The organism is Longimicrobium sp. (assembly GCF_036387355.1).
Classification (GTDB): Bacteria; Gemmatimonadota; Gemmatimonadetes; order Longimicrobiales; family Longimicrobiaceae; genus Longimicrobium.
The window spans coordinates 1-13,556 of sequence record NZ_DASVTX010000143.1 but is presented as its reverse complement, the minus strand read 5'-3'; the positions used below and the strand labels follow the sequence as shown (position 1 = coordinate 13,556).

Annotated in this window: 14 protein-coding genes and 1 pseudogene; all 15 read left to right on the top strand. The window is 71.0% G+C overall.

The genetic code is table 11. The features are described 5' to 3' along the window. The coding region (gene aroE, locus VF665_RS06700) for a shikimate dehydrogenase (protein WP_331052636.1) at positions 1–901 on the top strand (901 nt) is incomplete at its 5' end. A gap of 44 nt (positions 902–945) precedes the next feature. Continuing rightward, positions 946–1,653, top strand: coding sequence for an Ig-like domain-containing protein (locus tag VF665_RS06695; protein WP_331052635.1), 708 nt, complete (start codon positions 946–948; stop codon positions 1,651–1,653). A gap of 263 nt (positions 1,654–1,916) precedes the next feature. Then, complete coding sequence (locus VF665_RS06690; protein WP_331052634.1) at positions 1,917–2,294, top strand: hypothetical protein; 378 nt, start codon at positions 1,917–1,919, stop codon at positions 2,292–2,294. Between the two features lie 5 nt (positions 2,295–2,299). Further along, entirely contained in the window at positions 2,300–3,175 is an 876-nt protein-coding gene (locus VF665_RS06685; protein WP_331052633.1) for a hypothetical protein, read from the top strand. Between the two features lie 155 nt (positions 3,176–3,330). Beyond that, entirely contained in the window at positions 3,331–4,026 is a 696-nt protein-coding gene (locus VF665_RS06680) for a hypothetical protein (RefSeq protein WP_331052632.1), read from the top strand. 1,253 nt (positions 4,027–5,279) lie between these two features. Next, positions 5,280–6,044: a ComF family protein gene (locus tag VF665_RS06675; RefSeq protein WP_331052631.1), complete on the top strand. Its 765-nt coding sequence runs from the start codon at positions 5,280–5,282 to the stop codon at positions 6,042–6,044. Positions 6,045–6,202: 158 nt separating this feature from the next. Next, positions 6,203–6,505, top strand: a complete 303-nt coding sequence (locus VF665_RS06670) for a type II toxin-antitoxin system RelE/ParE family toxin (RefSeq protein WP_331052630.1) — start codon at positions 6,203–6,205, stop codon at positions 6,503–6,505. Beyond that, entirely contained in the window at positions 6,502–6,864 is a 363-nt protein-coding gene (locus tag VF665_RS06665) for a helix-turn-helix transcriptional regulator (RefSeq protein ID WP_331052629.1), read from the top strand. Before VF665_RS06670 ends, VF665_RS06665 begins: the two co-directional genes overlap by 4 nt. A 399-nt stretch (positions 6,865–7,263) precedes the next feature. Further along, positions 7,264–8,271, top strand: coding sequence for a type I glyceraldehyde-3-phosphate dehydrogenase (gene gap, locus VF665_RS06660; protein WP_331052628.1), 1,008 nt, complete (start codon positions 7,264–7,266; stop codon positions 8,269–8,271). Between the two features lie 2 nt (positions 8,272–8,273). Further along, positions 8,274–9,485, top strand: coding sequence for a phosphoglycerate kinase (locus VF665_RS06655; protein ID WP_331052637.1), 1,212 nt, complete (start codon positions 8,274–8,276; stop codon positions 9,483–9,485). Further along, complete coding sequence (gene tpiA, locus VF665_RS06650; RefSeq protein ID WP_331052627.1) at positions 9,482–10,249, top strand: triose-phosphate isomerase; 768 nt, start codon at positions 9,482–9,484, stop codon at positions 10,247–10,249. Before VF665_RS06655 ends, tpiA begins: the two co-directional genes overlap by 4 nt. 70 nt (positions 10,250–10,319) lie before the next feature. Continuing rightward, the gene (gene secG, locus VF665_RS06645) at positions 10,320–10,784 is read left to right on the top strand and encodes a preprotein translocase subunit SecG (protein WP_331052626.1); all 465 of its coding nucleotides are present in this window, start codon (positions 10,320–10,322) and stop codon (positions 10,782–10,784) included. 303 nt (positions 10,785–11,087) lie between these two features. After that, positions 11,088–11,738, top strand: a complete 651-nt coding sequence (locus tag VF665_RS06640; protein ID WP_331052625.1) for a hypothetical protein — start codon at positions 11,088–11,090, stop codon at positions 11,736–11,738. Positions 11,739–11,748: 10 nt separating this feature from the next. Beyond that, positions 11,749–12,213 carry a hypothetical protein gene (locus VF665_RS06635; RefSeq protein ID WP_331052624.1) on the top strand — a complete coding sequence of 155 codons (465 nt, stop codon included), beginning with the start codon at positions 11,749–11,751 and terminating at the stop codon, positions 12,211–12,213. A 152-nt stretch (positions 12,214–12,365) separates the two neighbouring features. After that, positions 12,366–13,556: pseudogene (locus VF665_RS06630) on the top strand (hypothetical protein); the annotation flags it as partial.

Genomic DNA, 13,556 nt, shown 5'->3' with positions numbered 1-13,556 from the left:
GCGCGCTGGTGGACCAGGCGCTGGACCGGCTCGCGCCCATTCTGCATCCGTGACGCCCACCCCGGCCACCCGCCTCTTCGCCCTCCTGGGCGATCCGGTGGCCCACTCCCTTTCTCCCGCCTTTCAGAACGCCGCGATCCGTGCCCTGGGGTTCGACGCCGTGTACGTCGCGCTCCGCTGCGCCGCGCCCGACCTGCCGGGGCTGATGCGCGGGATCGCCCTCGCCGGCGGTGGCGGCAACGTCACCGTTCCGCACAAGGCGGCCGCGGCGGCGGCGGTGGACCTCCCTTCTCCCGCGGTCACGCGGACGGGCGCGTGCAACTGCTTCTGGGCGGCCGACGGGCGGGTGCACGGCGACAACACCGACGTGCAGGGCGCGCGGGCCGCGGTGCACGCGGTGCTGGGGCGCGAGCCGGCGGGCGCATCGGTGCTGCTGCTGGGAGCGGGGGGCGCGGCGAGCGCGGCGGTGTGCGCGCTGGCGGATGCGGGGGTGGCGCGCATCGCCGTCGTCAACCGCACGGCGGACCGGGCGCGCGCGCTGGCCGACCGGTTTCGCGCTCCCGGCCTGCGCATGGACGTGGCCGGATCGGCGGATGAACTGCGCGGCGACCGCTTCGACCTCGCCATCAACAGCACCTCGCTGGGCCTCACGCCGGGGGATGCGCCGCCGCTGGATCCGTCCCGGGCACCGGGGTGGATCGGCGCCGCGCTGGACATGGTGTACGCGCCGGGCGAAACGGGGTGGGCGAGGGCCATGCGCGCCGCGGGCATCCCCGCCGCGGACGGCCGCGAAATGCTCATTCAGCAGGGCGCCGCCGCGTTCCACCGCTGGTTCGGCGTGGATGCGCCCGTCGACACCATGCGCGCCGCGCTCTCCCATCCGCCGTCCGACACGGCCTGAGCCGCACGCTTCCCGCCATCTCCGCCCCGCCGCTCGCCCGTCCCATGCTCCGTCTTCCCCCGCTGCTCCTCCTGCTGTGCACGGCCGCCATCGGCGTAACGCTGGCGGCGTGCGAGCCGGCCGGGTACATCTCGTTCCTCAAGCGCAACCGCACGGTTCCGGCGGGGGACACGGCGCAGATCGTCGCGTGCTGGAGCAACGGCTCGTTCTGGCAGGGGCACGAGTGCAGCGCGTTTCAGGACGCGGACCATTTCCAGTGGACGTCGCTGGATCCCGCCGTGGCCACGGTGGGGCGGCATGGCGTGGTGACGGCGCACCGGCAGGGCGCCGCGCGCATCCAGGTGACGCGCAAGCACCAGTCGCGCATCTACGTCCTGAACGTCGTCCGCCCCGTGGCCGGGCTGCGGATGACGCTTTCGTCCGATCATCCGGCCGTGGGAGACACGGTGACGGCGGTGATCGAGGCGGCGGGAAAGGATGGTCCGCCGGTGCGCGCGGCGCGCTTCATCGTCCGGCTCGATCCCAACCGCCCCGATTCGGTGACGTGGGACTCCACCGGGCACAGGGTGTTGGATTTCGCGGACTCCGCGCCCCGCCAGGAGTCGCGGGAGCCCGGCCTGACGGCGGAGGTGGAAGACACGGTGCGGCTGATCGTGCACAATCCCGGGCGCGCCACGCTGCAGGCCCAGATCGGCAGCCACCACGCCGAGGGCCGCCTGTGGGTGGAGCCGCCGCGGTCCGCGCTCCCGTAAACACACGACGGTCTCCCCGTTGCCGTCCATCGCACGAGCTTTCCCTCGTGTACCGCGCGAGGCGTGAACCGGGTGGTTGACCCATCGACGGCACGCGGCCCCGGGCCTACCGTGTGGTGCTCCACACACGCGAAAACCCGGCTCCGAGACGAGCATCGCCGGTCCGCTCTCCCGCATCGAAGCAGAAACTCTCATTTTGTGCCCGCTGGTCCGCCTTTCCGCGACCCGAACTCCGCCCACCACCCGTCCCGAGGAGAAGCCTGATGCCCCCGCTCGCCCAATCCCTCCGCGGCCGCTCGCTCGGCTGGGTGTTGCTGATGGCCGTCTGCGCCGCCTGCACCCGCGCCGCGCCGGCCGCCTTGCCGGCGGACGAGCCATATGTCCGCGGGGTCGTACAATCGGTTCGCACCAATGCGCTCGGCTCCCAGATCCTGGTGCTTTCCGGGGGCGGATGCGGTTTGCACGGCAATACGCACGCAAACACGCACTACCTGCGGCGGCTTCCGGGCGGCGGAGTGGAAGCGGTGCGCCTCGTGGATGTAAAGTCCCAGCAGCAGGTTTCTGTCTGGGTCACGGGGCCGGTCACCCGCTCCTGCCCTCCGATCGGCCGGATTTCCGCCCTGGTCATTGAACCTGAATAGCGACAGTGACGACGCTGACCCATACCATCACCGCCGCGGCACCGGCGCCTGTTCGCGTCTGGCCGCTCGTGGATATAGAACTTTCCGCGCGCCTGGAACGCACGGAGGGGCGCGCGAACGCCGCGTTCGTGGAGGCGCGCGCCCGGCTGCAGCCCGAAAGCGGCGCGACGTGGACCGAGATCGCCGGCACGTACGCCATGTTCGACGGCGCCGGCTCCATGCTGACCCAGACGTTCGGGCTCGGGATGTCCGGCCCCGTGAGCGACGGCGACTTCGCGCGCATCGAGGCGTTCTTTACGGAGCGCGGCGCCGAGGTCTTTCACGAGGTCAGCCCGCTCGCCGGGCCGGAAATCCTGGAGCGGCTGAACGCGCGCGGCTACCGCCCCGTGGAGCTCAGCAGCATCCTGTACCGCCCCACGGCGCTGCCGCAGGACGGCACGGAGCTCCCAGCCGGGGTGCGCGTGCGCCGCGTGGGAGCGGACGAGGTGGAGGCGTGGGCCGGCGTCTCCGCCGAGGGGTGGAGCAGCGAGGGGGAGCAGATCGCCGAGTTCGTGCGCGGCTTCGGCATGATCAGCGCGCGCGCGGCGGGAACGGAGTGCTTTCTGGCGGAAGTCGACGGCCGCCCCGCCGCGGCCGGCGTCCTGATCCTGGGCGATGGCGCGGCGCTGCTCGCGGGCGCCAGCACGATCCCGTCCTTCCGGCGCCGCGGCGCCCAGCACGCGCTGCTGCAGGCGCGGCTGCGCTTCGCGGCGGACGCCGGCTTTCCCGTCGCCATGATGGGCGCGCTCCCCGGCGGCGCCTCGCAGCGCAACGCGGAGCGGGAGGGCTTCCGGATCGCCTACACCCGCATCAAGTGGCACCTGCAAGGCTCCGCCGCGTGAGGGATTCCGGGTGCCGGCCTCGTTCGCCGGCATCCGGATGCTACGCTTTGGAATCCACGCCGATCCCGTCATCCGCCGCACGACGGGACCGCCGCCCCGAACACCGTCTCGCTGTCCATCAGCCCTTTCGCCCCATGCGCTTTCCGATTCGTTTGATGACGACCGGCCTTCTGGGCCTCGTTGCTCTGTCCGCGTGCGTTTCCATGTATCCGGACCCCATGCCCGTTCCGGAGCAGCTCGCCGCCGCGCCCGAATGGCGGGTGAGTGCGCGGATGGGGATGCGCAACCCGGCGCGCCTGCTGTTTGGCCCGTTCTCGGCGGATACCGTGCAGATCCGCGACATCCGGCAGCGGGGCGGCATTCTTGACGCCGTTGCCGGGAAAAGGGAGTACCAGCAGCAGTACACCTTTGTCCTTCGCGACACGCTGCGCACCGTGCGATGGATGGCGCGCTGCGACAGCCGGGAGCGCGAACGCGGCGTCGCCATCGGCAGCGTGGACATCGAGCTGGGCTCGGGGCTGTCGCTGGAGTGTGACCTGCGCCCGGGCGCGGACACGGCTTCGCAATGGAAGCTGCAGGTGACCGGGCGCAACGACGGCATGCCCGCCGGCACCCTTCGGCGCGGCGAGGCGAGCTTTGCCATCTCCGGTAAGCGGGCTCCCGGCCGCGCGGAGGAAGACGGCTGGCCCGCGGGCTACCACGTCACCCGCGACGGAATCCTGGTGCTGGCGGTGGACCGCACGCCGCCCGGCTACGTGCGCATGGCCCCCGGCCTGTCGCCCGACGACCAGGCGCTGCTCGCCGCCGCCTCCGCCGCGCTCATGCTCCAGGCGCGGCTGATCACGGAATGACGCCAGTCCCTGTGACCCCATCCGCGAACGTCCGGCTCTCGACCACCGGGAGAAAGATCAGGAAGCTTCCCCGGCCGGTCAGCGTGCTGGCGCTGGGCCTCGCCCTGGTCTGCGGCGCGACGAAAGCGGCGGCGCAGACTGACTGCGCCCCCCTTCCTGGTCTCCCTGCGGCGGAGCGGCGCCCGGAGCCCTCCGCAGACAATCTCATCCCCGAGTTGCCTCAGCTTTTTCGAGACGCAGGCGTGGGCGGTGCGGTACGACTGCGCTTCGTGGTCACCGCGGACGGGCGCGTGGAGAAAGGCACCGTGTGCGCCGAGTCCGAATGGGACCAGTTCAGGGATGTCGCGCGGCCAGTGGTGCCGCCTGGCGATTTCTCCCCGCGCGCCAGGCCGGGCGTCCCGTCCCCGCTGCGTACCACGTGGAGCTTCACTACTCCACCCGGGACACGATCCGCCACTCGGTACTTCGTCCCATTCTCTTCCGCCACCTCGCGCAACGCGACTCGGCGGGCACGCCGGTCCTCGTTGTTCCCATCCGCGATGCGCGATACGGCGGGCCGCTCCGTCCCGTCGATGCCGCCGCGCCAGCCACACGCGACAGCGCGGAACTCGCCATGCTGCTGCAGATCGTACGGTTGGACGGCTCGCGGGGAGAGGAGTGCGTGCAAACGGAGTCCGCGTGGGTGCTGGAGCGCATTCGCGGGGCCCGGCCGGCACTGGCGTCCCCGCAAGCCTGCAGCAGGCCAGGCCAGGAACGGACCGAGTATCAGATCGCCTGGGGCGTACCGGAGGCCGGCACTACGGACGACGGCGGGTTGATCGCCCGGGGCGAACTGCGGTACACCAGCCCCGGAACGTGCGGATCGTCGGTCTGCGGAGCGAGAACACTGCGCAGGCTCTCGTGCGAGGCGGCTCGGGATCCCACCGGATGGATTGTAGTGTGCCTTCCGGGCGAGGACAGATTGTGGGTCGCGATGGTGGGATCAGGCCGTCACGAACGTGGCATTGCGCCCTGATTGTGCGCCCGCTGGCGGAACGGGGATGGTGTTTAGGCAAGAGCCCGAATGATCGAAGGAGGGCCGCCGCGAGATTCGCGGCGGCCCTCCTCGCTTTTGTGGATCACGGGCCGATGACGAGCGGGCCGCGCGCGCCACGTCGCGGACCCATTTCCCGCCGCCGCTTGTGGATGCGATGCGGACGCGCTTGCTTTGCGGGTGTTCCGATTGTCCAACTCGCGCCCGGGGCCCCGGTGTGATGCTCATCCGCGACGTTCTCGCCGGTGCCTGGGCCGGCGCGCTGGACCTGGTGTTCGCGCCCGTCTGCGTCGCCTGCCGCGAGCCCGTGGCGACGACCGAGCCGGAGCGCATCGTCTGCCGCGTCTGCTGGGCGCGGTGCCGGCCGCTCCCCGCGCCGCGATGCGACCGGTGCTGGGGGCCCGTTCCGGCGCGCGAGAACCCGCGCCCCAAGTGCCGCACTTGCGGCGAGTGGCCAGCCGCCGTGCGCTCCATCCGCTCCGCCTTCGTGATGGGGCCGGAGCCGCGCGCCCTGGTGCACGCCCTCAAGTACGGCGGGTGGCGCGCCGCCGCGGAGCCCATGGCGGCGCGCATGGCCGCCATGGCGTGGCCGCGCGACGTGGACGACGAGGCCCGGCTGGTGGTGGCCGTTCCCACCAGCGGCACCCGGGTGCGGGAGCGCGGCTACAACCAGGCGGCGCTCCTGGCCGACGGATTCGCCCGCCGCACCGGACGAACGGCCGCCCCCGGGCTGCTGGTGCGGACGCGCGCCACGGCTACGCAAACCACACTGCATCCCGGCGAGCGCAGGGCCAACGTGGCGCATGCCTTTGCCGCCCCCGCGGCGGCTGCCGGAGAACTGCGTGGCGAGCACGTCATCCTGGTGGACGACGTCTGGACCACGGGCGCCACCGCGCTGGCCTGCTCCCAGGCGCTGCTGGAGGCCGGCGCGCGCGTGGTGAGCGTCGCGACCTTTGCGCGGGTCATCCCCGAGTTGGAGCGGTGAGGTGAGCGATACCCTGGCACAGCAATGTACGCGTCCAGAAGCCGCGCAGCGGTCGGTCCCGACGGTGAGTGAGTGACTCACCGTTCGGACGGATGCTTGCCCACTCTACTTATTCAATATATTCTATGAATGAATTCACGCTGAAGAGGGAGCCGGACGTGCAGCGCTTCATCGACGGGTTGGCTCCAGTGCCGCACCGGCAGGTCACTCGAGATCTGGAGAAGCTGGCAAGCCGAGGGATCAGGGCGCTCCCCCCACTGACTGCGGCGGTGAAAGGTCCGGTGTGGGAGCTGTGGTCCAAGGTGGAGGGCGTTGGCTTGTACCGCCTGTTCTACTACAGGAACGGGGAGTCCTCCTTTCACCTGTTCTACGCGTATCAAAAGAAGGATGAAAGGTTGCCCAACCACGTCCGCGACGAAGTTCTGAAGCGGTACGAGCAATTCACCGGGAGAAAAGCGTGACGAGCTTCTTCAAGCGGAGTTCCAGGGAGACACTCCACGAGCGCGCGCTTCTTCAGGAGATTGATGAGCGCCACTTCATCTCTGAGCAGGTATTCAGGCGCCGGGAGCAGGCCGGCTGGTCCCAGGAGGAACTCGCCGCGAAAGCTGGCATGACGCAGGCCCAGGTCGCCGTAATCGAGGCGGGGCAGGCTAATCCAACGCTGCGGTCCCTGGTCAAGCTGGCGCAGGCGTTCGGCTGCAGTGTCTCTGAATTGACGGCGGATCCGACGCCGCTCCACGAGCCGGCGCGCACGCACCCCGAACCTGTTCGGCGTGAATGGGCCTCCGCACGCGTTGAGGATGATGTCCTGCAGCGGTGACGCACGCGGGCCAGCAACCCGACGCCTTTCTCTCTGCTCTGGCCGCGATGTTCGGTGCGATGATTCGCCGCGCGCACCGGACGAACGTTCGCCCGGCGGATGGTGGCGCGAAGGCGCGCCAGTGCTACGCAAACAGCCTTGCATCCCGGCGAACCCCGGGCTAACGTAGCGCGCGCTTTCGCCGCCCCCGCCTCCGCTGCCGGAGAGGCGGCGAGGGGTGATCCGGGTGGACAGAGGTTCTACCACCGGGGCACCGCCGGCCGCATTCCGGCGACGAGGGTGGCGGGGGCGCGCGCGGTGAGCGTCGCGACAGGTGCGCGCATCACCCCCGAACTGGAGCGCTGACGGCCAGGCGGCCCCGGCGCTCCGTGCCTTTTCACAGACCCAACGAGCGGAATCATGCCCATTCGCGTCGCCATCAACGGCTTCGGCCGCATCGGCCGGAACGTCCTTCGCGCGGCCAAGAAGGCGGGGGCCACCGACATCGACTTCGTGGCCGTCAACGACCTCACCGACACCACGACGCTGGCGCACCTGCTGCGCTACGACTCGGTGCACGGCCGCTACCCGGGCAGCGTCGAGGCGCGCGAAAACTCGCTGATCGTGGACGGCGACGAGGTGCGCGTGTTCGCCGAAAAGGATCCCGCCGCGCTGCCCTGGCGCGACCTGGGTGTTGACATCGTCATCGAGTCCACCGGCCGCTTTACCAACCGTGCCGACGCCGCCAAGCACCTGGAGGGCGGCGCCAGGAAGGTCATCATCAGCGCGCCCGCCAAGAACGAGGACATCACCATCGTCCTGGGCGTCAACGATGACAAGTACGATCCGGCCAACCACCACGTGGTCAGCAACGCCAGCTGCACCACCAACTGCCTTGCGCCGGTCGTCAAGGTCCTGCTGGACGAGTTCGGGTTCAACCGCGGGGTGATGACCACCATCCACTCGTACACCAACGACCAGAACATCCTGGACCTGCCGCACAAGGACCTGCGCCGCGCCCGCGCCGCCGCCGTGTCCATGATCCCGACCACCACGGGCGCCGCCAAGGCCACCAGCCTCGTCATCCCCGAGGTCAAGGGCAAGATCGACGGCATCGCCGTGCGCGTCCCCACGCCCGACGTGTCCGTGGTGGACCTCACGGCCGAGCTGGGCCGCGAAGTGACGGCGCAGCAGGTGAACGACGCCCTGCGCGCCGCCTCGCAGGGCCGCATGAAGGGCATTCTGGCGTACGAGGAAGAAGAGCTGGTGTCGGTCGACTACACCGGCCACCCGGCTTCGTCCATCGTGGACGCGCCGTGCACCGCCGTGACCGCCGGACTGGTGAAGGTGGTGGCGTGGTACGACAACGAGTGGGGCTACAGCAACCGCTGCGTGGACCTGGCCCGCTTCATGGGCGAGCGCCTGTGAGCGTGCGCAAGCGCACCATCGCCGACCTGCGCGACGACGAGCTGGCCGGAAAGCGCGTCGTCGTGCGGGTGGACTACAACGTCCCCATCGAGGACGGGCGCATCACCGACGACACCCGCATCACCAGCACCCTGCCCACCCTGGACGCGCTGCTGCAGCGCGGCGCGTCGCTGGTGCTGCTGGCGCACTTCGGCCGCCCCAAGGGCAAGCCGGTGCCGGAAATGTCGCTGCGTCCCGTGGCCGCGCACCTGGCGGGGCTGCTGGAGGGCCGCACGGTCCGCTTCGTGGAAGACACGGTGGGGCGCGAGGCCCAGGGCGCCGCGTCCATGCTGCGGCCCGGCGACGTGATCGTACTGGAGAACACGCGCTTTCTGCCGGGGGAGGAAAAGAACGATTCCGCCCTCGCCGAGCAGATGGCCTCGCTGGGCGACGTGTACGTGAACGACGCGTTCGGCGCGGCGCACCGGGCGCACTCGTCCACGGCGGGGATCGCCACCGTCATGCGCGCGCAGGGCAAGCCGGCCGTCGCGGGGCTGCTGATGGACCGCGAGCTCCAGTACCTGGGGCGCGCGCTGGCCGAGCCGGCCCGCCCCTTCGTGGCCATCCTGGGCGGCAGCAAGATCTCCGGAAAAATTGACGTCATCCGTAGCCTGCTCCCCAAGACCGACCGGCTGCTCATCGGCGGAGCGATGGCCAACACCTTCTTCCGCGCGATGGGTCTCGCCACGGGCACCTCGCTGGTGGAAGACGACCGGGTGGAGATGGCGCGCGAGCTCCTGGCCCAGGCAGGGGACAAGCTGGTGATTCCGGTGGATGCCGTCGTGGCTCCGCGGATGGAGGCGGGCGCGCCCACGCAGACGGTGGTGCGGGAAGCGATCCCGGCGGACCAGTCGGTGCTGGACGTGGGCCCGCGCACGGTGGAGGAGTTCCGCCGCGTTCTGTCCACGGCGGGAACCGTGCTGTGGAACGGGCCCATGGGCGTTTCCGAAATCGCGGAGTTCGCCGCCGGCACCCGCGGCGTGGCCGAGGCCGTGGCGGAGGCGACGGGCCGCGGCGCCACCACCATCATCGGCGGGGGGGACTCGGCCGCGGCGGTGGCCGAAATGGGGCTGGAGTCGCGCATGTCGCACGTGTCCACCGGCGGCGGCGCGTCGCTGGAGTTCCTGGAGGGCCGCGACCTTCCGGGCGTCAGCGCGCTTTCGGAGGCCGCATGACGGCCCCGCGCACCCCCATCCTGGCCGGCAACTGGAAGATGAACCACGGGCCGTCGCAGGCGGCCCGCTTCTTCGCCGATTTCCTCCCGCTCGTGCAGCCCGCGGACGACCGCAGCGTCGTCTTCTTTCCCCCCGCCGTGTCGTTCGCGGCCGCGCGCGAGGCGGTGCAGGGGCGGCCGGACGTGCGCCTGGGCGTGCAGAACGTGCACTGGGAAGAGGGCGGCGCCTTTACCGGCGAGCTCTCCGTCGCCATGGCGGCGGATGCCGGGGCGGAGCTGGTGCTGGTAGGCCACAGCGAGCGCCGCCACGTCTTCGGCGAGACGGTCGACGAAACGGTCCGCAAGGTAGGCGCGGTGCTGCGCGGCGGGCTCGTCCCAGTCCTCTGCGTGGGCGAAACCATCGAGGAGCGCCGCGCGGACCGGGCCGAGGCGGTGGTGGTGGAGCAGCTGCGGCCGGTGCTGGCCTCCATCTCCGCGGAGCAGCTTCCCACGCTGGTGATCGCCTACGAGCCGGTGTGGGCCATCGGCACCGGGGTCACCGCCACCCCGGCGGACGCGGCGGCCATGCACGCGGCCGTGCGCCGCACCCTGGCGGAGGTGTACGGGGCGCAGGCGGCGGAGGGGGTGCCCGTGCTGTACGGCGGAAGCGTGAAGCCCGACAACGCGGCGGAGCTGATGTCGCAGCCGGGGGTGGACGGCGTGCTGGTGGGGGGAGCGAGCCTGGACCCGGCCGGATTTGCCGCCATCGTGGCCGCCGCGGGTTGACACCGGGCGAGTTCCGTCTAACTTTCGTCGTTTCCTCGCAGAACTTCTTCGCCAGTCTTCCGGGCCATCCGTGTTCACGTTTCTGCTGATCCTGCTGATCCTCGACGCGCTGATCCTTATTCCCGTGGTGCTGCTGCAGTCCGGGAAGGGCGGCGGCCTGGCCGCCATGGGCGGCGGCGCGGGCACCGATTCGCTGATGGGCGGACGGCACGCGACCACGCTGCTCACCAGGATGAGCTGGTGGTGCGGCGGGCTGTTCCTGGCACTGGCGCTCACGCTCAGCATGCTTTCGTCGCGGCCGCAGGGCGCTTCGTCCATCCTGCAGCGCGAACTGCAGAAGGGCGGCAACGCGGCCCCGGCTCCGGCCACGCGCGCCCCGGCGGGCGCTACGGCGCCGGCCACGGGAACCGCGCCGGCCACCGGCACCGCGCCGGTCCCGGGCACCACGCCGGCGCCCATCACGGGCACGGCTCCGGCCACGGGCGCCACGCCCGCTCCGGCCACCGGCGCCACGCCGGCGCCCGCGGCCCCGTAACGCCGACGTCCCGTACCGAACCCGCGGCCCCCTTCCGGAAACTCCGGAAGGGGGCCGCTTCGCGTTCCCGCCGTCCGCCCCCCCCGCTGCCACGCGCAGCGGACCGGGGCTTGCCCGGAGCGGGGCGGCCGGCGCGGGCCCTCCAAAGCACCGCCCGGGCCGGGCGGGGAATGGAACTTGCTCCCGCCCTTCCGCGAACGCCCCCGGGGATGGTCCAGCGGTGGGGGCTGGCTCAAACAGCAACGAACGGAGACGGCACCCGTGGCGCTCACTCGGAAAATCTCGCGCGCAATGCAGCGGCAGGTGGATCTTACCACCGCCGTCTGCCAGGAGCGGCTGCTCAGCACGCACGTCCGGCACGTGCTCGCGCTGGTGGACCTGGTGCACGACGAGCTGCCCTTCGACTCCGCGCTCGACATCTACGCGCGCATCCTGCGGCTCACCCCGGAACAGGCGCGCAACGTGGGGAGCCGCGCCTTGGCCGCCATCGGCCGGCGCTCGGGGCTCACGGAGGCCGAGGAGCTCAACCTTGACCTGTCCGACGACGAGTCGGACTCCGCCGACGAGACGCGCGCGCAGGGCGACGACGCCGGCCGCTTTGACGCGGTGTTTTCCCGCGTGCGCCGCCGCATCAAGGGGCGCGTGCAGGACGACCTGCGCCAGCGAATCAACCTGGCCTCGGCGCGGGCCGAGGACGCGCTCTTTGAGACGCACGTCCAGAACGCGCTGGTGTTCGGCAAGGCGCTGGCGGAAGAAGTGCCGCTGCACGAGGCGGTGGACCTGTACCTGGACGTCATGACCATCCCGGAAGGGGTGTCGGACGTCATCTTCAACCGCGCGCTGCGCATCGTGGCCGACGACGTGCTTCCCGGGCTGGACGCCAGCCGGGTTCCGCGGCGCGACGCCGACGGCCGCACCGCGCCGGCCACGGTAAGCGCTTCGTCGGCCGGCTGAGCGGACGGGAATGGGAGCGTCGTGGAGCGCCATCCTGTGGTCGGGCTTTGTGGCCACCGTCCTGTCGGCGTGCGTGTTCTGGCTGTTCCGGAGCTTTGAGTGGACCCGGTTCAGCCCCACCACCCAGCTCGGGTGCCTGTTTTACCGGGATCCCAACGTTCCCGTTACGGAAACGGTAGGATTCTTGCTTTTCTTTGCCCTGAACGTGGTCGTGGTGGCCGCCGTCTACGCCGGGCTCATGCGGGCGCTGGGCGGGCCCGGATGGGGAACCGGCACGCTGCTGGGACTGGTGAACGGGGGATTGGTGGTTGCCGCGCTCCCGCTCCTGGAGCGGGTCAGCAAGGCCGTCAAGGAAGGGCGCATGCCTCCGCCCGGCCGATTCGGGCTCGCCTGGGGCAAGGCGACGCCCTGGGCGATCCTGGCCGGCCATGGCGTTTACGGCGCGGTGCTCGGGGGGGTGCTCAAGGCGTTCTGACAGTCCCCTTGGGGGACGCACCTGTGGGCAGGAGGTGGACGGGGAAGGGGAGGAAGGCGCGCCCATGGGGTGCGCGCCGCGGGACCGCGGCCCCTGAGGGCGCGGAAGAAAGAAAGCGCAGCAATGATCGACACCCGGTTCGGAGAAGACTCATGAAACGATTGGCAACAACCGCCCTGGCCGCCGCGGTGCTCGCGGCCGGTACCACGGCGGAGGCACGGGCGCAGGATATGATGATGGGGCGCCGGGCCAGTGCGTTCGAGCTGGGCGTGTATGCCGGCGGAAGCTACACCACCCCCTGGTTCAGCATCAACGGCGCCGGGGACGAAGAGAACGGCTTCGCTCCCAAGTTCGCCCCCATCTTCGGCGCGACGGGCGCGTTCTTCTTCACCCCCTCGCTCGGCCTGCGGGTTCACGGCGCGTACATGCCGCAGAACCTGCCGGAGAACGAGGACGCCAACGTCGATTTTGACGCGGACTACATCGTCAACAGCTACCTGTACGACCTGGACCTGGTGTTCCGCCCGTTCATCGCGAGCGAGACCGCCGGCAACCTGATGGCGAGCACGTACTTCTTCCTGGGCGGCGGCGGCTACACGGCCAACATCGCCGGAAGCAGCCGGTACCCGGGCTGCCAGTTCGTGGCCCCATGGATCGCCAATGGCGTGTGCGTGTCGGACAGCCCGACGCTCTCCACCACCGGCATGGGCGTGGTGGGCGTGGGCGCCGACCTGTTCCCGATCGGCTCGGCGCTGGGCCTGTTCGGCGAACTGGCCGTGCACGGCTACGACTCGCCGGCGCACGTGTCCGACAACGCGCAGAACGCCGAAGACAAGATCACCTTTACGCCGCGCCTGGTGCTGGGGCTGAAGGCCGCGTTCGGCAACCTGCTGCCGCCGCCGCCGCCTCCCCCGCCGCCGCCGCCGCCGCCCCCGCCGCCGCCGCCGCCGCCGCCGCCGCCGCCCCCGCCGCCGCCGGTGGATGCGAGCCGCGACATTCAGGTGTGCGTGGTGGAGAACGGTGCGCTGCGCAACGTCACGGCGCGGTACAACACGCAGACCGGTGACACCACCTACATGGGTGGCGCGCCGGGCATGGCCGGCTACGCCGCGAGCTCGACGTGGTTCATCAACAACGAGCCGGTGATGGTGATGGGCCGCCGGTACGTGAAGTACGGCCTGCCGCGGGTGCTGGGCGTCACCGACGTGACCCGCGTGGGCGAGTACCAGGGCGTGAGCGTGTTCGCCGAGAACGGCGCCACGGGCAGCCCGGAAGTGATCTACATCCCGGTGCGGTCGGGCTGCGAGTTCCAGCCGTACCAGGTGGACGTGAAGGCCGGCGCG